Annotated in this window: 21 protein-coding genes; 10 read left to right on the top strand and 11 right to left on the bottom strand. The window is 53.6% G+C overall.

Features of this window, described 5'->3' with window-relative positions; genetic code table 11:
• Positions 1-14: 14 nt before the first annotated feature.
• Positions 15-584 carry a peroxiredoxin gene (locus AC6I8T_RS22635; protein ID WP_208726426.1) on the bottom strand — a complete coding sequence of 190 codons (570 nt, stop codon included), beginning with the start codon at positions 582-584 and terminating at the stop codon, positions 15-17.
• Between the two features lie 181 nt (positions 585-765).
• Between AC6I8T_RS22635 and AC6I8T_RS22630 the strand changes: the two genes are divergently transcribed.
• Positions 766-1131 (top strand): hypothetical protein, encoded by a 366-nt coding sequence (locus AC6I8T_RS22630; RefSeq protein ID WP_208726428.1) that lies wholly within the window; start codon positions 766-768, stop codon positions 1129-1131.
• A 42-nt stretch (positions 1132-1173) separates the two neighbouring features.
• Here the strand turns inward: AC6I8T_RS22630 and AC6I8T_RS22625 are convergent, their stop codons facing one another.
• Both AC6I8T_RS22625 and hipB read right to left on the bottom strand, forming a co-directional pair.
• Complete coding sequence (locus AC6I8T_RS22625) at positions 1174-2469, bottom strand: type II toxin-antitoxin system HipA family toxin (protein ID WP_208726578.1); 1296 nt, start codon at positions 2467-2469, stop codon at positions 1174-1176.
• An 11-nt stretch (positions 2470-2480) separates the two neighbouring features.
• The gene (gene hipB / locus AC6I8T_RS22620) at positions 2481-2735 is read right to left on the bottom strand and encodes a type II toxin-antitoxin system antitoxin HipB (RefSeq protein ID WP_208726431.1); all 255 of its coding nucleotides are present in this window, start codon (positions 2733-2735) and stop codon (positions 2481-2483) included.
• A 259-nt stretch (positions 2736-2994) separates the two neighbouring features.
• Between hipB and accB the strand changes: the two genes are divergently transcribed.
• The 3 genes from accB to AC6I8T_RS22605 are packed head-to-tail and all read left to right on the top strand — an operon-like array spanning position 2995 to position 6097.
• Entirely contained in the window at positions 2995-3450 is a 456-nt protein-coding gene (gene accB / locus AC6I8T_RS22615) for an acetyl-CoA carboxylase biotin carboxyl carrier protein (protein WP_208726434.1), read from the top strand.
• An 11-nt stretch (positions 3451-3461) separates the two neighbouring features.
• Positions 3462-4811, top strand: coding sequence for an acetyl-CoA carboxylase biotin carboxylase subunit (gene accC, locus AC6I8T_RS22610; RefSeq protein WP_497830790.1), 1350 nt, complete (start codon positions 3462-3464; stop codon positions 4809-4811).
• A gap of 14 nt (positions 4812-4825) precedes the next feature.
• Positions 4826-6097: a Glu/Leu/Phe/Val family dehydrogenase gene (locus AC6I8T_RS22605; protein WP_497834444.1), complete on the top strand. Its 1272-nt coding sequence runs from the start codon at positions 4826-4828 to the stop codon at positions 6095-6097.
• A 120-nt stretch (positions 6098-6217) separates the two neighbouring features.
• Here AC6I8T_RS22605 and AC6I8T_RS22600 read toward each other — a convergent pair whose 3' ends face one another.
• On the bottom strand, positions 6218-7300 hold the full coding sequence (locus AC6I8T_RS22600) for a porin (protein ID WP_302474918.1): 1083 nt from the start codon (positions 7298-7300) through the stop codon (positions 6218-6220).
• A 433-nt stretch (positions 7301-7733) separates the two neighbouring features.
• Here AC6I8T_RS22600 and nac point away from each other — a divergent pair, with 433 nt between their 5' ends.
• Positions 7734-8657, top strand: coding sequence for a nitrogen assimilation transcriptional regulator NAC (gene nac, locus AC6I8T_RS22595; protein ID WP_208725735.1), 924 nt, complete (start codon positions 7734-7736; stop codon positions 8655-8657).
• Here nac and AC6I8T_RS22590 read toward each other — a convergent pair whose 3' ends face one another.
• Positions 8658-9320: a TetR/AcrR family transcriptional regulator gene (locus tag AC6I8T_RS22590; RefSeq protein ID WP_208725728.1), complete on the bottom strand. Its 663-nt coding sequence runs from the start codon at positions 9318-9320 to the stop codon at positions 8658-8660.
• An 80-nt stretch (positions 9321-9400) separates the two neighbouring features.
• Here AC6I8T_RS22590 and AC6I8T_RS22585 point away from each other — a divergent pair, with 80 nt between their 5' ends.
• Together AC6I8T_RS22585 and AC6I8T_RS22580 are read left to right on the top strand one after the other, a co-directional pair.
• The gene (locus AC6I8T_RS22585) at positions 9401-10915 is read left to right on the top strand and encodes an MDR family MFS transporter (RefSeq protein ID WP_208725726.1); all 1515 of its coding nucleotides are present in this window, start codon (positions 9401-9403) and stop codon (positions 10913-10915) included.
• 121 nt (positions 10916-11036) lie between these two features.
• Positions 11037-12395: an 8-oxoguanine deaminase gene (locus AC6I8T_RS22580; RefSeq protein ID WP_497834443.1), complete on the top strand. Its 1359-nt coding sequence runs from the start codon at positions 11037-11039 to the stop codon at positions 12393-12395.
• Positions 12396-12439: 44 nt separating this feature from the next.
• Here AC6I8T_RS22580 and AC6I8T_RS22575 read toward each other — a convergent pair whose 3' ends face one another.
• On the bottom strand, positions 12440-13852 hold the full coding sequence (locus tag AC6I8T_RS22575; RefSeq protein WP_497834442.1) for an amidohydrolase family protein: 1413 nt from the start codon (positions 13850-13852) through the stop codon (positions 12440-12442).
• Between the two features lie 13 nt (positions 13853-13865).
• Positions 13866-14828 (bottom strand): ABC transporter substrate-binding protein, encoded by a 963-nt coding sequence (locus AC6I8T_RS22570; RefSeq protein ID WP_244634076.1) that lies wholly within the window; start codon positions 14826-14828, stop codon positions 13866-13868.
• 569 nt (positions 14829-15397) lie between these two features.
• Here AC6I8T_RS22570 and AC6I8T_RS22565 point away from each other — a divergent pair.
• From AC6I8T_RS22565 to AC6I8T_RS22555, 3 genes are all read left to right on the top strand, one after another.
• The gene (locus tag AC6I8T_RS22565) at positions 15398-16378 is read left to right on the top strand and encodes an isopenicillin N synthase family dioxygenase (RefSeq protein WP_497834441.1); all 981 of its coding nucleotides are present in this window, start codon (positions 15398-15400) and stop codon (positions 16376-16378) included.
• 229 nt (positions 16379-16607) lie between these two features.
• Positions 16608-17135 (top strand): C40 family peptidase, encoded by a 528-nt coding sequence (locus AC6I8T_RS22560; RefSeq protein ID WP_208725714.1) that lies wholly within the window; start codon positions 16608-16610, stop codon positions 17133-17135.
• 125 nt (positions 17136-17260) lie between these two features.
• Positions 17261-18298, top strand: a complete 1038-nt coding sequence (locus AC6I8T_RS22555; RefSeq protein ID WP_497834520.1) for a GGDEF domain-containing protein — start codon at positions 17261-17263, stop codon at positions 18296-18298.
• On the opposite strand, the gene AC6I8T_RS22550 is transcribed toward AC6I8T_RS22555, so the two are convergent.
• From AC6I8T_RS22550 to AC6I8T_RS22535, 4 genes are all read right to left on the bottom strand, one after another.
• On the bottom strand, positions 18291-19904 hold the full coding sequence (locus AC6I8T_RS22550; protein ID WP_497834440.1) for a mechanosensitive ion channel family protein: 1614 nt from the start codon (positions 19902-19904) through the stop codon (positions 18291-18293). The two genes, AC6I8T_RS22555 and AC6I8T_RS22550, sit on opposite strands and share 8 nt — an antisense overlap.
• 13 nt (positions 19905-19917) lie before the next feature.
• The gene (locus tag AC6I8T_RS22545; protein WP_497834439.1) at positions 19918-21108 is read right to left on the bottom strand and encodes an OmpP1/FadL family transporter; all 1191 of its coding nucleotides are present in this window, start codon (positions 21106-21108) and stop codon (positions 19918-19920) included.
• Between the two features lie 16 nt (positions 21109-21124).
• Positions 21125-21433 (bottom strand): YicS family protein, encoded by a 309-nt coding sequence (locus AC6I8T_RS22540; protein WP_302474917.1) that lies wholly within the window; start codon positions 21431-21433, stop codon positions 21125-21127.
• A gap of 350 nt (positions 21434-21783) precedes the next feature.
• Entirely contained in the window at positions 21784-23757 is a 1974-nt protein-coding gene (locus tag AC6I8T_RS22535; RefSeq protein WP_497834438.1) for an alkyl/aryl-sulfatase, read from the bottom strand.
• Positions 23758-23865 lie beyond the last annotated feature (108 nt).

Here is a 23865-nt window from a genome sequence, read left to right as displayed (position 1 = left end):
GCTGGCCTCGTCGATTAGTTAGTCGCGGTTTGCGGGTGGGCGTCGCTGTACTGCTTCACGGCTGCAAGGGCTTTCTCGATATGGGTATCGGGGTTTCTGTCAGTATAACTCAGCAAAATGTCGCCATTTGGTGCGATCACGTAGGAGGTTCTGTCAGACAGCGTCTTGCCCTTCATCTGCATGGTGGTCTGATATTCCGCCGCCACTTTGGCTCCCGGATCGGCCGCTACCGTGAATTTATCGCGACACTCCAGTTTCGAGAAGTCGCTGACCTGGTCGGTATTTCCGGCAGTGACGCCCACCACCGTCGCCCCCATTTTTTTGAAGCTATCGGTAGCTTCAGCAAAATCATGGGCTTCGAGGGTACAACCTTTACTGAACGCGGCCGGGAAGAAGTAAAGCACCACCGGACCTTTCTGCAACGCCTGTTGCAGTGAGAAGGTCAGCGGTTTACCCGCCAGCGCGCCTTGCAGTTCAAAGTTGGGGGCTTTGGCTCCGACCGGCAGCGCGGCCAGCGCCGAGCTGGAGAGGCCCAACGCGGCAGCCATAGTCAGGGTACAAACGAGATGTTTCATGCGTTTCATTATCTGCTCCTGCGGGGTTGAGGGTATTCCGGTTGTGTGACGCTGTTAATTCAGTTCGCTGGAGCTGTCAGGAAAGTTTCGGTGTGAATAAATTTTTTTTGCGGGTGGGTCAATCTGCGGAAAAAAGTGCCGATAACAGGGCTGTGATTTTTTATGCGGGTAGAAAAGGGAGAAAATTTCAATGCGTGTTACACATAAAATCAGCCTGGTGGCGCTGATGTTGTTTTCATCATCAACCTTCGCGGCACCCATAGACGGGGTGGTTAGCGAGCCATTTAAAGTCGACAACGAAGTTATCTGTCTGAAGGAAATTCAGCAGCAGATGACGCCGTATCTTAAATCCTTCGAAGAAGAGAAGGGCGTTAAATATAAATTTATCGTCAAATCCGGGCTGAGTTATCAAGAGATGGCGGGTTTACGTCTGGAAGTTAAACGTATTGATGGCGGATTGAACGATCACATCGCCGATATGGATTATTACTGGGTGCAGGAGCGTGGCAGCATGTGCCAGCCCGCTTATCTTATTCTCGACAGAACAGAGAAATAACTATCCACGGCGATGACTGGCGCGTGGTTGTTGGCAGAACGTTTATTGCTGCAATCGCGCCAGCATGCGCAGGCTATTGGAAAACAATGCGTCGGCGATACGTGGTGGAAAATCAGCCGGTAAAATACGCTCTACCTGGTGGATCGCGGTGGGTAATTGCGCAATAAAGAAATCAATAATGTCCACCATCCGGTTTGGGTCGAAATTCACCGCTTTGGCGGTTGCGATAAAGTGACGCGGGAATATTTTATCGATCTCCATTTTTTTGCCTTTCGTCGCTTTCAGTCCCATCGCCAGTTTCAGGTCACGGATATTTAATCCCGTACCGCCCAGCACAGGATAAGCAGAGATGACATCATAGAAAGGCGTCAACCGATAGCTACCGCCTCTTTCAATAAATACCGAGAAGTTTTTCGCATGTCCGTCTGTGGCGCCAATCAGCCATTGGAAGACCTGGAATTTCATAAATGCATCACGATCTTCCAGTGCCTGGCTCGATCCCATCAGGAACGCCATGATATCGGCAATGCCTGGACCACCATCAGATTCATACTTCAGAGCAGAAGGCAGCCCAAAGGTTTGGCACATGTCCTCCTGGGGTAAACGCAGGAGTTGTGTTTTGTGGGCATTCCAACGGCGATCAAAACGCTCCACCGCCAGGGCACGGATATTACCGGCATGAATAATGGTGGCCGCAGGCACATTGAAACCGAGCGCACGGGCAAGGGCCAGACAGGCATATTCATTCTCAACACTTTCGCGCATATCCAACGTGGCGAAGGGTTGTTTAATCTCGCCAATTGGTAATTTAATGATATGTGAGGTGGGGGTGGAGCCGTGCGGGATACTCCAGCCTTCGGCAGTTTTCAACAATGCCGTTTTTTCCTGGGCACCCGCCACCGAAATGCGAAAATCTTCTTCATCCCGGATCATACCGAGCGGTATATCCGCCTGGTATGCCGATAAAACGCGGATCAGTTTCTCTTCATTGAGCGTTTCATACTGTAAACCCTGGTTCGAAGGGAAACTGTCTGTGGGGAGTAACATCACGGCACCCACGCTGTCTTTGCCAACTTCACGCAACAGGTCAAAAGGTTGGCGTGATTTTGCCCTGTAACGGGCAACAATCCGGTCGCGAATTAAGGGACTATCTGGCAGCAGGTTATCAAAATAGTTGATAACGCTCTCTGAAGTGATAACAGGCAATTGCAGCGGCAGGGACAATGAAAGTGGGCGTGCGAGCCGGTTATCCAGCCAACTCTCGGCATACTGGAAGGTATGCGCACCATTGCTTTGTCGGGTGAACACGCCAACACGTTCACCATTCATCCATGCCATCAACGCCTGTTTCACCAGTCATTCTCCTGATCGTAAATCGCTGGTGTTTCGTTTGCCTCAAGCTTCTCGTAGATATCCAGCTTCAGTTCGAGGGATTGCAGGATCTTAAATAGCGTCGCCAGGGTTGTCAGGTCGGGATTATTTTCAAAATGGGAGATGGTGGCTTGTTTCAACCCCACTTTTTTGGCGAGTTGCGTCTGCGTCCACTGATTTTTCTGCCGTATCAACCGGACGTGGTTAGCAAGTTGTTTTGGACTATAAATCATCGTGAATCCTTACAGTATTCAGGATCGGGCTGGGCAGATAACGGATTATCCCCTGGTCAGGATATCATCCAAACTATCCCTCCTGGAGGATAAAGTCAAGATTATCCCCTTTGGAGGATAATGATATATTTATCCCCTAAAGGGGATAGGCGCAGTGAGCACCTTTTACTTATAACCCCAACTAAACTCCCTATGTCCTGTGCAGCGGGGCGCTCTGCTATAACAACACCCGTTATGTTAATGAGCACGGACCCCGTTTATGGATATTCGTAAAATCAAAAAACTGATCGAGCTGGTGGAAGAGTCCGGCATTGCTGAGCTGGAAATCGCGGAGGGTGAAGAGTCGGTTCGCATCAGCCGTTCACCTGCCAATATCAGCTACCCGGTGCAGCAGCAGGCCTATGCTGCGCCTGTGATGCAACCCGCCGCCGCTGTCCCCGTTACCGCTCCGGTAGCGGAAGTCGCTAAACCTGACATCAGCGGTCATATCGTACGCTCACCGATGGTCGGCACCTTCTATCGTACTCCAAGCCCGGATGCGAAAGCCTTTATCGAAGTCGGCCAGAAAGTTAACGTCGGCGACACCCTGTGCATCGTTGAAGCGATGAAAATGATGAACCAGATCGAAGCCGATAAATCCGGCGTGGTGAAAGCGATTCTGGTGGAAAGTGGCCAGCCGGTTGAATTTGACGAGCCGCTGGTTGTCATCGAATAACGAGGCGAACCATGCTGGATAAAATTGTCATTGCTAACCGCGGTGAGATCGCGCTGCGCATTCTGCGTGCCTGTAAAGAGCTGGGCATCAAGACTGTGGCGGTTCACTCCACGGCAGACCGCGACCTGAAGCACGTACTGCTGGCTGACGAAACCGTCTGCATCGGTCCGGCGCAGTCGGTCAAAAGTTACCTCAATATTCCGGCCCTGATCTCCGCCGCCGAAATCACCGGCGCGGTCGCGATCCATCCGGGATATGGCTTCCTGTCTGAGAACGCCGATTTTGCCGAGCAGGTCGAACGCTCCGGCTTTATCTTTATCGGTCCGAAAGCCGACACCATCCGCCTGATGGGTGACAAGGTATCGGCGATCACCGCGATGAAAAAAGCGGGTGTACCGACCGTACCGGGTTCTGACGGCCCACTGACGGAAGACATGGAGAAAAACCGTGCCTTCGCCAAACGCATCGGCTACCCGGTGATCATCAAAGCCTCCGGTGGCGGCGGTGGTCGTGGTATGCGCGTGGTGCGCAGCGACAAGGATCTTGAGCAGTCCATCAACATGACGAAAGCGGAAGCCAAAGCGGCTTTCAACAACGACATGGTGTACATGGAGAAATATCTCGAGAATCCGCGTCATATCGAAATCCAGGTGATGGCCGACGGTCAGGGCAACGCCATCTATCTGGCGGAGCGCGACTGCTCGATGCAGCGTCGTCACCAGAAAGTGGTGGAAGAAGCGCCGGCACCGGGTATCACCCCGGAACTGCGTAGCTTTATCGGCGACCGCTGTGCCAAAGCCTGTGTCGATATCGGCTACCGTGGCGCGGGCACCTTTGAGTTCCTGTTCGAAAACGGCGAGTTCTACTTTATCGAGATGAACACCCGTATTCAGGTAGAACACCCGGTCACTGAGATGATCACCGGTGTTGACCTGATCAAAGAGCAGCTGCGCATTGCTGCCGGTCAGCCGCTGTCCATCCGTCAGGAAGATGTGGTGATCCGCGGTCATGCGGTGGAATGCCGTATCAACGCCGAAGACCCGAACACCTTCCTGCCGAGTCCGGGCAAGATCACGCGCTTCCACGCGCCGGGTGGCTTCGGAGTGCGCTGGGAATCGCATATCTATGCCGGTTACAGCGTGCCGCCGTACTACGACTCCATGATCGGCAAGCTGATCACCTACGGTGAAAACCGTGACGTGGCGATTGCGCGCATGAAGAATGCGCTGGCGGAGCTGATCATCGACGGTATCAAGACCAACGTCGAACTGCAGATGAAAATCATGTCCGACGAAAACTTCCAGCAGGGTGGGACCAATATCCACTATCTGGAGAAAAAACTGGGACTTAGCAACCTGTAAACCGGAGGTCAGTTTTGTCAGCACTTTCCTATGTGACGGGCGACCGTCACTCTGCCTGGTCAACCTATCTGACCCAGGTCGAACGCGTATTGCCGTTGTTGGGCGATCTCAGCCGCTGGGCTGATACGCTAACCCACCCTAAACGCGCGCTGATCGTTGATATTCCGCTGGAAATGGACGATGGCACGGTACGTCATTTTGAAGGGTATCGCGTACAGCACAACCTGTCGCGCGGGCCGGGTAAGGGGGGCGTGCGCTTCCATCCTGACGTCACCCTGGAAGAAGTGATGGCGTTGTCAGCATGGATGACCATCAAATGTGCCGCGCTAAACCTGCCGTTTGGCGGCGCGAAAGGGGGGATACGTGTCGACCCTGCGCAGCTTTCACGGAAGGAGCTGGAACGTTTGACGCGCCGCTATACCAGCGAGATTGGCAACATGATCGGGCCGCAGCAGGATATCCCGGCACCGGACGTGGGTACCAACGCGCAGGTAATGGCGTGGATGATGGACACCTGGTCGATGAATGTCGGTGCGACCACGACAGGCGTGGTAACCGGCAAACCGGTGCATCTGGGTGGTTCGCTGGGACGCGTGAAAGCCACCGGACGCGGGGTGTTTGTTACCGGTTGTCGTGCGGCGGCGATGTTGGGGCTGGATGTTGCGCACAGCCGCGTGGCGGTGCAGGGCTTTGGCAATGTGGGTAGCGTCAGTGCGGAGCTGTTTCACGCGTCAGGGGCGAAAGTGGTTGCGGTGCAGGATCACAGCGCGACGCTCTGGCTGGCAAGCGGGTTGGATATCCCGGCATTACAGGCATGGCAGCAGAACCACGGCAGTATCAAAGGTTTTCCACAGGCAGACCATATTGCTGACGAAAGCTTCTGGACGCAGGATTTCGATATCCTGGTGCCTGCCGCGCTGGAAGGGCAAATTACCGCCGAACGCGCCAGCGGGTTAAGCTGCCGCCTGGTGATTGAAGGGGCGAATGGCCCGACGCTGCCGGAAGCGGATGATGTATTGCAGCAGCGTGGCATAGCTGTGGTGCCGGATGTCATCGCTAACGCAGGTGGGGTGACGGTGAGCTACTTCGAATGGGTGCAGGATTTTTCCAGCTTCTTCTGGAGTGAAGAGGAGATTAATCAGCGACTCGACGGCATTATGCAGGGCGCGATTGATACCGTCTGGCAAAAAGCGGGGGCGTTGCAGGTCACGCTACGCACTGCGGCATATGCGCTGGCCTGTGAGCGTATTCTGCTGGCGAGGAAAGATCGCGGGTTATATCCGTAAAATACCTGGCTAATATTGCGCGATAAATCGCGCCGCTACTGATGAGGAGAGTTGTAGCGGTGCGATTTATCGCGCATTTTTAAGCAGAGTGCAGGACATCTCCCGCACTCGCTCTTCACATCAGAACTGATACACCAGCCCCAGCGCTAACTGGTCGTCATTCGGCAGACCAAGCTTGTTATTGTCGTCGAGCAGGTTGATTTTCCATGCGACAAACGTCTTCATATTTTTGTTGAAGTAATAAGTCAATCCGGGTTCGAGGAACTTCAGCAGATACTCATCGCCAACACCTTCAATATCTTTCGCTTTGGTCTGTACCCAGGCGATGGACGGGCGAATACCGTTGATAAATTGATACTGCAAGGTGGCCTCAAAACTTTCGGTCTTGTTCGCGAAACCGCTTTCGCCAGTCAGGCTGTTGCTGATGGCATAGGCGTTACGTGTCTGGCCGTAAAAAGTGCCGAAATACCACTGATTGTTGTCATATTTCGCGCCAACTGCCCAGCTCTCGCCGTGCGCACCATGACCATAAACACCGTCAGCATTTTGCGCATTGGTGCGATCAAGATTGGCATAACCACCGACAACGCTGATGCCTGAGTCCAGCGCATAACCCAGAGACGTGGCCCAACCATCGCCGTTGGAGGTACTGATGGCATCACGCTCGTTTTTGCCCTGATATTGCAGACCGAAGCTCAGACCATCCACCAGACCGAAAAAGTCACGGTTACGGTAAGTCGCCACGCCAGTAGAGCGGCCTCGCAGGAAGCCATCCGCGCTGCCGGTTGCACCACCAAACTCTGGCAGGACGTCGGTATAGGCAATGGCGTCATACACCAGACCATAGTTGCGGCCATAATCGAAGCTGCCGTACTGCCCGACTTTTAAACCAGCAAAGCCCAGACGGCTTTTGTTGCCCTTCTGCGCATCGCTGCCACCTTCGCTGTTATTCAACTGAATTTGTTGTTCCCACTGACCATAACCGGTAATCAGGTCGTTAACCTGGGTTTGGCCTTTGAAACCAAAACGCATATAGGATTGATCGCCATCGAGGCTATCGTTGTTGGAAATATAATTTTCAGCCTGTACCTTGCCGTACAGATCGAGTTTATTACCATCCTTGTTATAAATTTCTGCCGCATGGCCCACACCAGAGATTAACAGGGCGCTGGCGATACAGGATTTAATCGAAAGCTTCATCATTTATTCCTCGTTTTTTGCATTTGTCATCTTGTTGGGGTAATTCATCTCGCTAACTTAATAATTAGCAATGAAATTAAGTTCGAAAAAGCGCCGCTGGCAGGCAGCCAGCGGTGAAGCGCATACACAGGTTTTTGCAAATGAATACAGATGATGAGGGTCGAGAGGTTTATATTTCTTATGTTTGAGTCATCTGTTAAGCGCGTTAACGAAACGTGCTAAATACCGCCCTACCATAGGGGCAGAAATAAAGGTTGCGATAAGATAATTTTGTTTTGGCTGGATAGTGTTTACTTATTGCCTGCTCAGACATTTTCTTGTGGGCGCTCATATAAAACACCTATCTGGCGAAAGGCATTCCTTCTTACCGATAAAAAAATAAAGCCGATATATTCATGAAATAATAACGCAGGCGTTAACCAGCGATGAGAGTAAGATGAATATACGGCGTCTGAAGTCTTTTATTACCATTGTGGATATGGGTAGCATTACCCGTGCGGCGGATGCGTTGCATATTGCGCAACCGGCACTGAGCCAACAACTGGTGGCGCTGGAGGAACACTTTAAACGGCAGTTGTTGATTCGCAGCCAGCAGGGCGTGGTGCCTACCGAGGCGGGAAAAGTGTTGTATGGTCATGCCAATGCCATGCTGCGTCAGTTTGCGCAGGCGGAGGTGGATGTCCTGAGCGCCGGGCAGTTGCTATCTGGACGGGTATCGGTCGGGCTGGCACCGTTCAGTGCCGCTTCCACGCTGGCGATGTCGTTGTTGAGCGAAATGCGGCAACGCCATCCGGGCATTCTGCTGCATCTGGTCGAAAGTGTCGGGCAAGCCTATAGCGAGTTGGTCGCAAACGGGCGGCTGGAGATGGCGCTGTTGCACGGTTGTGGCGGCATCAAAGGGCTGCATTACCAACCGCTACTGGAAGAGTCTTTGTATTTTGTCGCCCACGCTGATTTTGATTTCGACGATGAGGGAGGTCCGTTGCAGGTTAGCCAGCTCGCCGCTATGCCGATGGTACTGCCACCCGCTTACAACTTTGTGCGTCGTGCAATAGATGAAGCCTTCAGCCTGCACCAGCAAACCATCAATATTGTCGCTGAACTGGAAGCAGTAAAAAGCATCGCCAGGGCCGTGGATGCTGGCCTGGGTTGCACCATCATGCCAAAGGCGATTGCCGAGCATATTCAGTCGGAATCGCGCAATGTGATTATTCGATCCATCAGTGGCCCGGCCATCGGCCAGACGCTCTCGCTCTGTGTATCGGACCGCACGCCGTTATCGGAACCGGCAGCGGCGGTACGCGAGCTGTTAATTGAGCTAACGTCGGGGTTGACGCAGGTAGGGAGGATCCTTAGCTGACTAAACAGGCCTGATGCCGCGACAAAACAAACTCAGCGTGTGGGCGACAATCTTTTCACGGTTGAACGCCGGATCGTTGGCAAAGCGTGAGAAGGGCACCAGCACCATACTGAGAATTGACGTCATCAACAGTTGCGGCTCCAGATCCGGGTTGAGTAGACCTTGCTGCTGCCAGCCCTCAATCAGGCTTTTAACTTTATCGCGCTCCGTATGACCGAAGCGATTTTTAATATGCTGGCCTAATCCTCCCTGACCTTCGGTAACTTCCTGCATCCACAGCGGCCCAAACCAGTGATGGGTGGCGATAATATCGGCAATCTCGCGGATAAACGCGCTGAAAGTAGTGACAGGGTCACGCGGCTCATTAACGAAATGCGCCACCAGACGCTGGCGCAGCGGCAAAAAACGTTCCTCAACCACCACATCCAGCAGGGCTTCGCGCGACTTAAAGTAATAATTCAGCATCGCCGGGCTAACGCCTGCCTTACGCGCAATGGCATTCAGCGACGTCTCCGCAATGCCGTGTTCCGCATACAACGACAGGGTGATATCCAGCAAATGTTCGCGCTGTTGGGCATTGATTGCGCCGCCGCGTGGACGACCGGGACGGCGCGGTTCGGATTTAGCTGATTTTCCCTCAGAAGGGACTTTCTGTGCGGTCATTTTTGCTTACTCACTTGTATCCTGTCAGACTTCGATCAATATTAATTGTGTATTTAATTAATTTCAATCTGGTGTCCCCTATGAAATCCGAATCTTTGGCACAACACGCTGCCAGCGGCGACCCGGCGCGTCAGTCATTTGGCTGGTTACTGGGCGCATTAATGCTGGTGATGCTGTTATCGGCCCTGGACCAAACCATTGTTTCCACAGCCTTACCGACCATTGTGGGTGAGCTGGGCGGGTTGGATCGCCTGTCATGGATTGTGACAGCCTATATGCTGGCTTCAACCCTTGTTGTACCGCTGTACGGTAAATTTGGCGACCTGTTTGGCCGTAAGCGCGTGCTGCAAATTTCGGTGATTCTGTTCCTGGCAGGCTCCGCGCTCTGCGGGTTGGCGCAGAACATGGAACAGCTGATTTTTACCCGCGCCTTACAGGGGCTGGGCGGTGGCGGCCTGATGGTGGTGAGCATGGCGGCAGTGGCCGATGTGATCCCGCCTGCTGAACGCGGTAAATATCAGGGATTATTTGGTGGCGTGTTTGGTCTGGCAACGGTGGTTGGCCCGTTGCTGGGTGGCTTTATCGTGCAACACGCCTCCTGGCGCTGGATTTTCTATATCAACCTGCCGCTGGGTTTGTTTGCGCTGCTGGTGATCAACGCGGTGTTTAAGGCCGACAGCAAACGCAAAGCACATGAAATCGACTATCCCGGTGCGTTTTTCCTCAGTCTGGCGCTGGTGGGGATCACCCTGTTCACCAGCGAGGGCGGCTCGGTGCATGCCTGGTCCGATCCACAACTGTGGTGCATCCTGGCATTTGGCGTGGTGGGGTTGATTGGTTTTGTTTACGAGGAACGTCGCGCCTGGGAGCCAATTATCCCGCTGACGCTGTTCCGCAACCGCAGCTTCCTGCTTTCCAGCCTGATCGGTTTTATTGTCGGAATGTCGCTGTTCGGCAGCGTCACGTTTCTGCCGCTTTACTTGCAGGTGGTAAAAGGGGCGACGCCTACCGGAGCCGGATTGCAGTTGTTGCCGCTGATGGGCGGCTTACTGGTGACCTCGATTATCAGCGGCCGCATTATCAGTCATACCGGCAAATATCGCCTGTTCCCGATTGCCGGTACTTTGCTGGCAACCGTCGGCATGGCGCTGCTGACTACGTTGACGCTGGACGATCCCACCTGGCATATCTGGCTGTTCTCCAGCATTCTCGGGATGGGAATGGGGATGGTGATGCAGGTACTGGTGCTGGCGGTGCAGAATACCGTCTCGCCGGACAGCATCGGTGTGGCAACCTCATCGGTGACCCTGTTCCGCTCGGTTGGCGGCTCAATTGGCGTGGCGTTATTTGGCGCGATATTCAGCCAGGTGCTGAAATCAGGCCTGACAAAGCTGGTGGAAAAGGGGGCCGAGCTACCGCGCAGCCTCGACCCGGAAGCCATCCACCATCTGCCAATTGAGGTACAGACGCCGTATTTGCAGGCCTTCGGTGATGCGGTACACGCCGCTTTTATGATGGCAGCGGCCGTGATGTTGCTGGCATTTTTGTTGTCGTTGTTTATGCCGGAATCGACGTTACGACACAAAAACGCCTGATAACTTTTCAGACCATCGCTTTTGCGGCATAGTAGTGCCGCATCGCGATGCGCCTGGATCAGCAGACAGGCAATAACTGAGCTGGCTAACCCTTATGTTTATCAACTGAGAGGAGCCAGCCATGTGCGCTGCCCGTATCTGGATCAAAAACCCCTTAGCAGTCTTTCTCCCTGAACAACTCGATGGCCGTGGTGGGCTGGTGATTGAAGATTCGCGTATCAGCGAAATTCTTCCTCTCGGCGCGTCACCGTCGCAGCCTTGCGATAATGTGGTGGATGCGCGTGACCATGTGGTGTTGCCTGGCCTTATCAACGCCCATCATCACTTCTATCAAACCCTGACCCGCGCCTGGCTGCCGGTGGTGAACCAACCGCTGTTTCCGTGGCTAAAAACCCTCTACCCGGTGTGGGCGCGTTTAACGCCAGAGGCGCTTCATCTGGCTAGCCAGGTGGCAATGGCGGAGCTGTTGCAGTCCGGCTGCACCACCGTCAGCGATCATCATTACCTGTTTCCGCAGGGCATGGAGCAGTCGCTGGATGTGCAGGTCGAGGTGGTGCAACAGTTGGGTATGCGCGCCTTGCTGACGCGCGGCTCGATGAATCTGGGCGAAGAACAGGGCGGCCTGCCGCCGCAGCACACCATCCAGGATGCTGACACCATTTTGCAGGACAGCCTGCGCCTGATTCAGCGCTATCACCAGCGTCATGACGGCGCGCAAATTCAGATTGGCCTTGCGCCTTGTTCACCGTTCTCCGTCACCACCGATTTGATGCGGGAGATCGCCCGTCAGGCGCAGCAGCACGATGTCCGTCTGCATACGCACCTTGGCGAAACGCTGGATGAAGAAGCCTTTTGCCAGCAAACCTTTGGGATGCGCACCGTCGATTATCTGGAGCATGTGGGCTGGCTGAGCGATCGCACCTGGCTGGCACATGGTATTCATTTCAATGACGACGAAATCAAACGCCTCGGTGCCGCCGGAACCGGAATCTGCCACTGTCCGGTCTCCAATATGCGGCTGGCGTCGGGGATTTGCCCAACGGTGGAGCTGGAAGCAGCAGGCGCACCGGTAGGGTTAGGGGTTGATGGTTCGGCCTCGAACGATGCCTCGAACCTGATGTACGAAGCACGCCAGGCGTTATATCTGCAACGGCTGCGTTATGGCGCACAGCAGATCACACCACAACGGGTATTGCGCTGGGCGACCGCAGGTTCCGCCCGTCTGTTGGGTCGCAGGGATATTGGTGAGCTGGCGGTCGGAAAGCAGGCCGATCTTGCGATGTTTAAACTGGAAGAGCTGCGTTTTAGCGGCAGCCACGATCCGCTTTCGGCGTTGATTCTGTGTGGCGCGGAGCGGGCAGACAAAGTGATGGTGGGGGGCGAGTGGCGCGTGTCGGACGGTGAAATTATCGGGCTGGATAGCGAGACGTTGATGGTAAAACATCGCGCTGCCGCCAGGGCCTTGATTGCCGGAATGTAATCCATACGCCCGTATCGGCGCGATTTATCGCGCCGATACGGGCGTTACCCTGTCACATCAGCGCGGCGTTGCAGCGTTTTCACCGCATCCGCGGCGGATTGTCCCAGCTCGCGCAAATCCAGACCCGCAATCAGATCATCCTGCATAATGATGTTACCCTGGCAGAGCAGCGCTTTGATGCGCGCCCGTCCACCGCAGGCAATTGGCCCAATCGCCATATCATGCAGGCCGAAGTAGCGCGGATCGTCCAGTTGGTAGATGGCGATATCAGCCGCCATGCCCGGTGCGATTTCCCCGGTGTGCAGTCCCAGCACCTGAGCGCCACCCTGCGTTCCCCAACGGAGGACATCTTCAATGCTGGCGGCATCGCCACCCCCTTCAAACCGGCCACCGGCATAACGCGGTTGCGCCAGCATGCCTTTACGCGCACGTTGCAATTGCCAGGCCGCGTGCGTTTCGCTTTGCATATCGGCCGCTTCGTTCGACGCCGCGCCATCGACACCAATGGAAACTTGCACACCAGCCTGTTCCAGCGCCACCAGGTCGGCAATGCCACTACCCAGACGGGCGTTGCTTTGTGGGCAGTGGGCAATGCCACTGCCCGCGGCACCCAGCAAGGCAATCTCCTCAGGCAACAGTTTGACCAGATGGGCGAACCAGACATCGCGGCCAATCCACTCATGTTCGGCGCAGAACTGCAAAGGCGTCATACCAAATTTGGCTTTAGCGGCATCGAGATAATCCACGGTTTCGGACAAGTGGCTGTGCAGACGAATGCCAAGCTGACGCGCCAGACGGGCGCTGTCGCGCAGTTCCTGTGGCGTGGTGGAGTGCAGCGTGGTGGTGGGGGCCATCACCACCTGGCGCATGGCGAAAGCATCCGCCTGATGATATTGCGCCACCAGCCGTTCAACATCGGCCATCATGGCGTCGAATTTTTCCGGGCGCAGCGCGGTGGGGAGATCACTTTCCAACCCACGGCTTTGGGTTGCGCCACCCCGGCATAAGACAAAACGCACGCCAAGACGCTGCGCCTCTTCAAACAGGATCTGCGCGCCATCGAAAGGCATATCCGGCCAGTAAAGGTAGTGGTGATCGGCAATGGTGGTGCAACCGGATCGCACCAGTTCCACCAGCCCGATCCGTGCTGCAATGCGGAAGGTGTGTTCATCAAACGCGCCACGAAAACGATAGGGTGTGGCCGCCAGCCAGGCCCCGAGGCTTTGATTTAATCCCTGGGGCTCACCCTTCAGCAACGACTGGAACAAATGATGATGGGTATTCACCCAGCCGGGATAGACGACACAGTCGCGCGCGTCGATGACCTGCTCACCGGCCTGGGCGGTCAGGCTACCCATTTCCAGGATCAAGCCCTGGTCGATTCGGATATCACGCGCCGGACTGCGCGGCTGCTGGCGGTTGCCGGTGAGAATGGCAGAACAGTTTTTTATCAGCATCTTGCAACCTGCCTTACATCGCCGCCTGGCGATAGAACTGGGTGGTAAAGGCTTTTTGCCACGGGGTGGCGGCATCCAGCAGTCCGGCTTTCACCATAAAGTCGCGTGTGGTTTGCCAGCGTTGTGGCGTCATCACCCCCAGCCCCTGTTTCGCCGCATCACCACCATCAATCAGATGCAGCGCCTTCATCTGAGAAACGCCAAACGCGAGAATGGCATCGGTCATCTGCGGGTTCTCTTTTTTGATCAGCGCATTCCCGGCAGCAGGATCGGCGAGGTAAGATTTCCAGCCCTCCATCGAGGCTTCCACAAAACGTTTCATCACGTCAGGTTTTTGCTGCAACAGGTCGTCACGGGTAACCAGAATGCCGCCGTAGGCCGGATAACCGTAATCGGCGAACAGGTAAAATTTGCTGTCCGGCTGCGCGGCTTTGATCTGTTGGACTTCCGAGGTGGCGTAAGCTTGCTGGGCGGTATTTTTATCGGCGAGGAACGGTTGCATATTGAAGGTATAAGGGCGCACCTGACCATCGCTGAGTTTATATTTCCCCTTTAGCCAGGGCCACCAACTGGCCTGGCCACTGGCGGACACCAGCACGGTTTTGCCTTTCAGCCCTGCCAGATCCTTCACGTCACCGTGGGTCATGATGCCCTGAGGATCAAACTGGAATGGCGCAGCGATGGCTTTTAACGGGAAATTACGCTGGATGCCCTGCAACACCTGAAGATCGTAACTGACGATCACATCGGCTCGGTTAGCCAGCAGCAGCGTCATATTGTTCAACTGTGGCCCGCCGGATTTTACCTCGACATCTAAGCCATATTTTTTATAGATACCGGTTGCGACGGCCTGGTAATAACCCCCTTGCTCGGCTTGTGCCACCCAGGTGGTTTGCAGGACCAGCTTATCCGTCGCATGGGCGAGGGCAGAGGCAGCGATAAGCGCTGTAAAAAGGGACAAACGGAAGGACGACATTGACATAACAAACCCCCAAAGCAAACGCATACATTGTGTCTGTTATCAGGGGATGATGCGGCGTATGAACCTGCTCACGATGCATAACACCGTCCCCTGACGAGGTACAGCCGAAGCTGTAGAGCAATGTTCCGCATGACGAGGCCGCCACGCTAACCGCTTATACTCTGCATCGAATTTAGCAAAGCCCATGCCATTCTCGTGTTTATTGCTTATCCGAATGAATTTATTGAAGAAACGTGATGGCAGGGCGGGTATGTTGGTGTTGTTTTGCTTTTTTGTGATGCACTGGTTGCTGATTTGCACCTCCGTGGTGCGCCCGCGCCCGTAGCGGCACGATTTATTGCGCGTCTTTTAGCCGTGGCACCAAACAACCGCGCGATAAATCGCGCCGCTACGGGCGATGCGGTTTCTGGCATAGTTATTGCCTGTGATAAAAATGAGTAGAAGCTGTCAGCCGCGGTGATTACCCGGTAGGTCATTGCTCGATCGCCCGCCAGACGGGCGCGGGGATGGCCTGTCCGTTGTTGCGCAGGTCATCCGTTATCTGTTTATAACGAGGTGTACCAATGGAAAAGACAACAGCTTACGCCATGCATGAACTCACCAAAGAATCACGCATGGGCGCGCGTGGCAGTGAAGCGGCGCGCGAAGTTCGTATTATCGACCTCTCCGATTTCGACCAGCGCAAGCATGAAATAGCCGATCAACTCTGGCAGGCCGCTACCGATATTGGTTTCTTCCAGGTGACCGGTCATGGCATTCCACTGGACGATATTAACGCCGCTTTTGCCAATGCCGAGCGCTTCTTTGCGCTGCCGGAAAGCGACAAGGCGCGTCATCCCCTCAGTCGCAATGCAGGCTGGGAATACCGCGCACAGATTCGTCCTTCCACTGGCAAACCTGACCACAAAGAGTCGTACCAGATCACCCTGCCGCGTATGAATGGCCTGTGGCCGGATGACAACACCTTGCCCGGCTTTCGCGCTGAAGTGATGAAATTCGAACGTCAGTGCTGGGCGGTGGGGATGCAACTGCTCTCCTGCTTTGCCCTGAAACTCGGCTTCCCGGAGGACTTCTTCACCCGTGCACATGAACCTTCCCGTGAGACTTACCAAAGTACGCTGCGTATGCTGCATTACTTTGCCATCACCGGGGAGGTGGACGGCCCGTGGCGTGCCGGTGCGCATACCGATTTCGATTGTCTGACCTTGTTATTTCAGCGTGACGGGCAGGGTGGTTTACAAGTGTGTCCCGGCAAAGAAATGGAAGACCAGGTATGGACGCCCATTACCCCACTGGAAGGTGTGATTACCTGCAATATTGGTGACATGCTGATGCGCTGGAGTGATGATAAATTGCCGTCGAATTTCCATCGTGTCGCCAATCCGCTGCCTGGTGTTTCCGTACCGGCGCGTTATAGTCTGGCGTTTTTCTGCCAGGCAAATGAAGACGTGATAATTGAAGGACCGGAGAAAAAATATCCGCCAATTTCCGCACAGGATTATCTGGCGCAGCGTATCAGCGCGAACTTTTCCGGTAAATATTGAGCCATAATTTGAGCTAAGTTATATTTCTGGCCGGCAGGATGGTGATAATCATCCTGCCGATGCTGACTATTTCACCAAAATAAGTTTTAACTATTTACCGCAGGAAATATCCTGGTATTGTGGTGTAAGCTGTAGTAAGTCGAAGGTAAGGTCGTGTAAGTCCGGTTGATTCTGATTTTCCGGTAATCGGTCCTGCGGTATAAACCTGAATCTTTATTGAGCGAGTGCCATGAACCCCTCTGCCATTAGCCAAGCGCTGGTCGCTATAATTTTTCTCTCTGTCGCGGGCTGTTCATCCCATCGTGCTGAGCAGGTTAATAATGATTCAACAGAGCAACAGCCCGATCTTATTCCGGTGATTGCTGCGCTGCACGATCAAATGCATTCCTGGCAGGGAACGCCTTATCAGTGGGGCGGCACGCAATTGTCGGGCGTGGATTGTTCCGGCTTCGTCTGGCGAACATTAAAAGATCGTTTCAATATTCCGATGGAGCGCGTCACCACCCGTGAATTAATTCAAATGGGTGAACGGGTGCAACCGGGGCATATGCAGCCGGGCGATCTGGTATTTTTCCGCATCAAGAATGAACTGCATGTGGGTTTTTACGACACCGATCAACAATTCCTCCATGCCTCGGCCAGCCAGGGTGTGATGCGTTCCTCATTAAACAATCCGTACTGGAAATCGGTATTTATTCAGGCGCGTAGACTGCACAAAGAGTACAACGCCGAAATTACGCTGAATAAAACCTCCTAGTTGTTGCTGAAGAGATAAACTGTTTATCAAAACGTCAATGTTAAGGATGCCAGGTGAACAGTTCTCAAACGCAGCGTCGGCGTTCTTCGCCACACCCCGCCACTCGCTGGCACAATCGTGATGTCATGGTCAGGCAGGCTTTATCGCAAAGTCTGCCCTGGTTGGCCTTCGTTAATATTAGCTTTGCCTTGCTCATCGCTTTACGTGACCAATTATTCGATCAATTTGATACCAGCTTGCTGACACATCAGGCACTGATCCCCATTATTGAAACGGGTATCTATTTAATCATTGCTGCTTCTTTGTTTTTACTTTTGATAAAAGGGATGCGGCTGGTGCTATTAACATTGATTAGCCTGATCTGGGCACTTTGCGGCTACTGCTTCGTCGTTTACTGGCAGCTCCCTTTTGCTTATCCGCTAGGCATTATTTTGTTGTTAACGGCGACAGCCGCGCTCTATTTTTATCCCGCAGGGCTGCTGTGCTATCTGTTGCCACTCTGGCTAGCCATACCGGTTGCCAGTTTCCAGTTAAATCAAAGTATTAATCATCGTTTTGCCATTATCTGGCTGATCTTCACACTGATCCTGCTCTATGGGCGCTACATTCTGTTGCGCTGGTTTAATGAAGCCTGGCTGCGCTATGAACAGAATCAACTGCTGATTTCGCGGCTGGATTTGCTGGCACATCAGGATGCCTTAACCGCAGCCGCTAACCGCCGGGCGCTGGAACAACATCTGGCACAGGCGATCAGTCAGCAGCGGCCTTTTAGTCTCATCATGCTGGATGTTGACTACTTCAAACGCTACAACGACACCTATGGTCATCAGGCGGGCGATGCGTGCCTTGCAGCGGTGGCGGCGGTATTGAAAGATGCGGTACGCACCCCGGAGGATGTGGTCGGCCGTTATGGCGGTGAGGAATTTGTCGTGATGTTGCTGGATGCCACCACAGCTCAGGCCGAATCCGTGGCAGAACGTATTCAGCAGCAATTGCAGCAGCGGGGATTAGAACATGCGGCGTCAGACGTGGCGACACATGTCACTGTCAGTCAGGGTATCGCCAGCGCAGCCCCTGGCGTCAGCGCGGAGCAATTGATCACGCAAGCCGATCAGGCGTTGTATCGTGCCAAACAGCAGGGGAGAAATCGCTGGGTCAGCTAACATCCATATCGGGCCTGTGTGCCGGAGGGGTAAACCAATTCTCGGGTTTGACCCCGACCGTTCCTTCCGGCTGCGCGATGAAGTTCGGTGACATAATCTGAACGCCAAATTCGTTGAACACATCCTGGATATGGCTGTGCAACTCGGTTCTGGCGGCGGCGAGTGAACTCCCCACCGGCAGATTTACCTGAAGCTCATAGGCGATGTACCAATCCATCAATGCCAGTTGTCGTACCAGCGGCGGTTCACCATGATCAATGATGCGCGTTCTGTTGGCCGCCAGTTCCAGCATGCTGTGAACCTGACGCCAGGGGGTGTCATACCCGATGGTGACGCTGGTGGTCAGGTTAATACCAACCCCTTTCTGGGCCGAACTAAGGTTGGTAATTTTACCGCTGACCACCACGGCATTGGGTACGGTGACTTCGTAATTTTCTCGCGTTAACAGTTTGGTTGACAACATACCGACCTCAGTGACAACGCCTTCATTATCATTGATACGAATGACATCACCTTTGCGTAACGCACGCGAGTAAGTCAGCACCAGACCACTCATGGCGTGATTCATGATGCCCGCTGAACCCAACGTCAACATCAGACCAAAGAATACGCTGATACCTTTGAAAGCCAGCGAATTGGCCCCCGGCAGAAAGGGGTATGCCGCTGACAGGGCAAACAACCAGATAGCCACGCTGATTAATCGCCGCGTCACACCAACCGTTGCCGGATGTAAACCGGGAACATGCAGATTGCCGTGCTCCACGCGTCGCAGCACCAGCCGAATGATGCGGGTGATAAAAGCGGTAATCAGGAAAATTACCGCGACAATAAACAACCCTGGCAATGCTGCCAGCACGGCAATCCCGATACTCTGCAACAGGCCCAACGCGTAATTACCCAAATCCATGCCCCAGACACGCGTGTAGGGAAACATGCGCAGCACCCAACTCAACCACAAATAACCCGCACCGAGGCAGATGATCGTCAACAAGGTTTGATAAATGCGGATACGCAGCGGCCCGAGAAAACTGTGTACCGATACGGGCAGGAGAGTTTTGTGATTGACCGGGCGGGTTGTTTCACTGCGTGCCAGCCATTGAGCCAGACGCCAGCACAGCACCAAAAGCAGGATCAACGCCGCAGCACCCACCAGACTTTTTGCCACCGAGGCCAGGATATAACGGGGAGAATATTGTTCTTTTAACGACAGGCGTAAAGTTTCGAGACGCTGGCGTACGACCTCGGCGGCCTGCGTCAGCGTCAAATCATCTCCTTCATCGAGGTCGGCCTGGACCAACACCATAAAGGGTTTCTTATTGACCGAGAATACGACGGCTTGCTGGTGATAACGCGTCAACAGTTGTGTCTCGACCGGTTGTTGTAGATCGGTGACCGTGAGTGTGCGTAGCAGTTTGACGATGCGTTGTACCCGTTCTTCCGGCGTAGTCAGGCCAAAGCCCGCCTGCAACATCACCACCGGTTGATTCAGCAAGGTCAAGGTGCGCGCCTGCTCCTTGGGAGTGGGTGACTGACGCGGTTCGGCGCTGAATAACCTTAGTGGAATAAGTAACAGCAGCCAGCATAGAAGATAAACACTGTTTTTCATCGTCGGTTCTCCATCAGAACTGGTAGCTGTAATTGATGCTAAAAAAATAGATGTTGGGATCCTGATAGCTGCCTTTTACCAATGGCGAGGCGACTGACGATGATTCCATATTGAGATACTCAAAGGCCGCACCGATATTGTTGGACGCGGTTAATTGATATTGCGCGCCAATGCCGTAACGCCAGGTAGCCCCAGAAGGCATGGTCATGGAGGTGTCATCCTGGTTTTTATAGAAACTGCTGTCGTAAGCAATACCGGTATTGAAACGCCATTGATCATTCGGGCGAAATTGCACGCCGAAAGCGGTATGCCAGGTATCGTGCAGTTTATTTTCCCGCGTCAGCGGTTGACCGCTGACCGTGATCTGATTTGCCCCGTAAGCACTCCAGTCCTGCCAGCCCAGATCCGCTAGCAGTGACCATTGTTGATTGAGGTCATGCACGGCACTCAGCATTAATTGCGCGGGCGTATTAACCTGAGCGGCAATCGGCAAGGTATAAGAGACATTATCCAACTGCGGGAAGCGTGCTTCTCCGTTGATATTGAAGTGGTATTCGGTTTTGCTGGTATAGGTCAGGCCGACGCGGGTCGCCTCGGTCACCTGCATCAACAACCCGGTGCGAAAATTCAGCGCCCAGTCATGATCGGTCGTTTTCTCATCCTGCCCATCCACATTGCGCGTTAGCGAGAGAAAACCGTAGTTGATCCCCAGTCCCAACCCCCAGGAGAGTCGATCATTGATTTTCCAGGCAATCGCCGGACTGAGCGTCATACCGACCAGCGTGCTTTTTTTGATCAGTCGATCACCGGCCCAGTTGCCAAAATCCAGCCCGAGTCCGTAGTTACCATATAAACCAATGCCTGCCGACCAACGGTCATTCAGCCGCTGGTGGTAAAACAGGCTGGCCCCAGGAAACCAGCCAATGGTGTTGCCGGGGCTGTTGCCGCGTAGGGCAGCATCATTGTCGAGGGTGTAGGGGGTATCGCCATACAATGCCTGCAAGCCGCCGGTGATCATCCGGTCTGGCAGGCGTGTCATCCCCGCCGGGTTGGTCATCAATGTTGATGCATCCTGTGCGCGGGCCGCCTGTCCGGCACCCGCCAGACCGATATCCTCCGTGGCGATTTCGTAAAGATAGAGACCGCTGGCATGGCTGGTGCCAGTAAGCAAAAGACAGCACAAGGATAAATTGATGCGCCGCATGATGGTCTCCACCCGGTTAATGACTCATAAAAGCGGATTTATCGGGGCAGCTAACCTGCGTTATCTGGTGCTGGTAAGTGTCTTTGTGCCGCGCTTTCAACGCCTGAGCGGCGTGAATAACCGCATCATGGTTATCTTTGCTGTTGAGAAAGACCTGGCGGATATGTTCATCCGTGGTCCCCGCCGGGATGTGACAATGTTGTTTCAGGTCACCAATGATCTGCTGCTCCCTTAAGGCATAAGCAAGATCGTCATAGGCTGATTTCGCCAGGCTTGTAAGGGGACAAAAGTTGATCACTAAAACTAACAAAGGTAAGTAACGCATGATGCTTCCTCCTTTATTCTTTCAATTCACTGAGTCTTCCAGCTTTTCAAATGTCAGCAGCGGGGTCAGCGGTAGGGTGATACTGTGTTTCATCGCATGCCTCACTGAGATTCCGGGAACACGGTGTTCCAGTCAGATTTCATGCTGACCACCGGCCATCCGCTTTGGAATTACCGAGGAGCAATATCGAACTGGCTGCAAGAACTAGAGCACCAACGCTTTTACAGGAGCTTTTCATTGTTTATACCCTTAGAAATAGCATTATATTACAAGTGTTTACTAAGTCAGGTAGGTATTAAACAAAACAGAATCAAATCGGGCTACCTTATCAGGGGAAGCTCGAAAAGCCGTTAAGGCGTCACAATGTTGAACCAGAACTCAAACTTATCCATGTAGCCCAGCAGTTCATCGATTTTGGCACCATCACCGCTGAGTTTGACTTCCCCTTTATCCTCCGCCTGTTTCAGGGTTTCTTCCTTCAGGATGATTTTATTGAGCGTGTCACGGTTGAGGGTGAGAGTGGCATCCGGGTTCTGCCCTTGGGCGTTAGCGGTATGGTTTAACACGCCGTTTTCCAGTTCGAGCTTGTATTTGCCACCGTCTTTACCGAGGTCAATATTGATCAGGGCTTTGGCGTTACCGGCTTTCTCACCGTTGATATGTACCGCCAGATAGTCGAAGAACATTTCAGGTGTCATCGCTTTTACTGTGTCCGGGCTGGCGGTGTTTGGTGTCGGTCCTTTCACCACGCCATTACGCAGTTCCTGTGCACCGGTAAGATAGAAGTTACGCCACGGGCCGGATTCAGCCTGATAGCCCAGTTGCTCCAGTGCATCGGCTTCCAGATCGCGTGCCGCTTTGTTTTCCGGGTCGGCAAACACCACTTTGCTCACCACCTGAGCAACCCAACGATAGTTACCCTGGTCGAAGTCGGTTTTGGCTTTTTGCAGGATATTGTCGGCACCCCCCATATATTCAACGAACTTCTTCGCCGCTTCTTCAGGCGGCAGTTCATCCAGGGTGGCCGGGTTGCCATCGAACCAGCCCAGATACAAGACATAAGTGGCTTTCACATCGTGGCTAACCGAGCCGTAATAGCCCCGGTTAGCCCAGGTTTTTGCCAGACCATCAGGCAGTTTGAAGTTAGCGGCGATTTCATCGCGCGTCAGACCTTCGTTCGCCATGCGCAGCGTCTGGTCGTTGATGTAGCGATAGAGATCACGCTGGGATTTCAGCAGATGGTTGACGTTGTCATTGCCCCAGGTCGGCCAATGGTGCTGCGCGATAATGATCTGCGCTTTATCACCCCAGCGGGTGATGGCATCGTTGATATATTTTGACCACGGCAGGGGTTCACGAATTTTTGCTCCGCGTAGCGAGTAGGTGTTGTGCAGGGTATGGGTGACATCCTCTGCCGCTTCGATCATTTTTTTCTCTTCGACGTACCACAGCATTTCTGACGGCGCTTCTGAACCCGGTGCCATCATAAATTCGTAGGTCAGACCATCGATGGTGTGCTTCTCACCGGTTTTGGTGATGGTATCGGTGGGTGCCAGCAGGGTGACCGTACCGGCTGAGGTTGTGGTACCTAATCCTGCGCCGACCTGACCCTTCGGGTCAGCTTTCAGCAGGTTACCGTACATATAACTGGCTCGGCGGCTCATCACGTTACCCGCCATGATGTTTTCTGCCACCGCCGCTTCCATAAAGCCCGCCGGGGCGTAGATTTTTACTTTGCCCGCTTTCACATCCGCTTCGTTGATCACACCGCGTACGCCGCCGTAATGGTCAACGTGGCTGTGGGTATAAATCACCGCAACTACCGGTTTTTTGCCGCGATTTTTATAATAAAGATCCATCCCCACTTTGGCGGTTTCGGCCGACACCAACGGATCAATCACCGTGATGCCTTTTTTACCTTCAATGATGGTCATGTTTGACAGATCCAGATTACGGATCTGATAAACACCGTCGGTCACTTTGAATAGCCCACTGATATTAATCAGTTGTGATTGTCGCCATAGGCTGGGATTAACCGTATCCGGCGATTTTTCGCCTTCCTTGATAAAAGCGTATTGGCCGGGATCCCAGATAACATTGCCCGACGTCCCTTTAATCACTTCCTGCGGTAGCGCGGCGACGAAACCCTTATGGGCATTACTAAAATCGGTGTTATCGGAAAAAGGTAACTGGCCGTACAGGGCGTCATTGGTCTGTTTCGTCGCGCTGGTCGCCTCTTTTTGGCTATTGTCGGCCGCTATTGAATTAAATGAACTGGTTAGTAAGGCAGCCAGTACCATAGTGTACAGATGCTTTTGTTTCATGTAATGACCTCGGCTGGGTGGTGTAAATAATTTAAACGAAGCCTGGTCCTGGTGAAATCAAGGCCAAAGAAAAGTAGAGAATTATCTGGTAGGTATATAATTAAAGTA

The sequence above is a fragment of the Pantoea sp. X-Soil-OKNW-556 genome (assembly GCF_059730695.1).
This window is presented reverse-complemented; position numbering and strand designations above follow the sequence as displayed.

Coding starts and splice junctions, on each gene's coding strand:
- AC6I8T_RS22590 (WP_208725728.1), bottom strand. CDS start 9,320: ATGACCGCACAGAAAGTCCCTTCTGAGGGAAAATCAGCTAAATCCGAA.
- AC6I8T_RS22560 (WP_208725714.1), top strand. CDS start 16,608: ATGAACCCCTCTGCCATTAGCCAAGCGCTGGTCGCTATAATTTTTCTC.
- AC6I8T_RS22545 (WP_497834439.1), bottom strand. CDS start 21,108: ATGCGGCGCATCAATTTATCCTTGTGCTGTCTTTTGCTTACTGGCACC.
- AC6I8T_RS22565 (WP_497834441.1), top strand. CDS start 15,398: ATGGAAAAGACAACAGCTTACGCCATGCATGAACTCACCAAAGAATCA.
- AC6I8T_RS22555 (WP_497834520.1), top strand. CDS start 17,261: ATGGTCAGGCAGGCTTTATCGCAAAGTCTGCCCTGGTTGGCCTTCGTT.
- accC (WP_497830790.1), top strand. CDS start 3,462: ATGCTGGATAAAATTGTCATTGCTAACCGCGGTGAGATCGCGCTGCGC.
- nac (WP_208725735.1), top strand. CDS start 7,734: ATGAATATACGGCGTCTGAAGTCTTTTATTACCATTGTGGATATGGGT.
- AC6I8T_RS22625 (WP_208726578.1), bottom strand. CDS start 2,469: ATGGCATGGATGAATGGTGAACGTGTTGGCGTGTTCACCCGACAAAGC.
- accB (WP_208726434.1), top strand. CDS start 2,995: ATGGATATTCGTAAAATCAAAAAACTGATCGAGCTGGTGGAAGAGTCC.
- AC6I8T_RS22585 (WP_208725726.1), top strand. CDS start 9,401: ATGAAATCCGAATCTTTGGCACAACACGCTGCCAGCGGCGACCCGGCG.
- AC6I8T_RS22550 (WP_497834440.1), bottom strand. CDS start 19,904: ATGAAAAACAGTGTTTATCTTCTATGCTGGCTGCTGTTACTTATTCCA.
- AC6I8T_RS22535 (WP_497834438.1), bottom strand. CDS start 23,757: ATGAAACAAAAGCATCTGTACACTATGGTACTGGCTGCCTTACTAACC.
- AC6I8T_RS22540 (WP_302474917.1), bottom strand. CDS start 21,433: ATGCGTTACTTACCTTTGTTAGTTTTAGTGATCAACTTTTGTCCCCTT.
- AC6I8T_RS22575 (WP_497834442.1), bottom strand. CDS start 13,852: ATGCTGATAAAAAACTGTTCTGCCATTCTCACCGGCAACCGCCAGCAG.
- AC6I8T_RS22580 (WP_497834443.1), top strand. CDS start 11,037: ATGTGCGCTGCCCGTATCTGGATCAAAAACCCCTTAGCAGTCTTTCTC.
- AC6I8T_RS22570 (WP_244634076.1), bottom strand. CDS start 14,828: ATGTCGTCCTTCCGTTTGTCCCTTTTTACAGCGCTTATCGCTGCCTCT.
- AC6I8T_RS22635 (WP_208726426.1), bottom strand. CDS start 584: ATGAAACGCATGAAACATCTCGTTTGTACCCTGACTATGGCTGCCGCG.
- hipB (WP_208726431.1), bottom strand. CDS start 2,735: ATGATTTATAGTCCAAAACAACTTGCTAACCACGTCCGGTTGATACGG.
- AC6I8T_RS22600 (WP_302474918.1), bottom strand. CDS start 7,300: ATGATGAAGCTTTCGATTAAATCCTGTATCGCCAGCGCCCTGTTAATC.
- AC6I8T_RS22630 (WP_208726428.1), top strand. CDS start 766: ATGCGTGTTACACATAAAATCAGCCTGGTGGCGCTGATGTTGTTTTCA.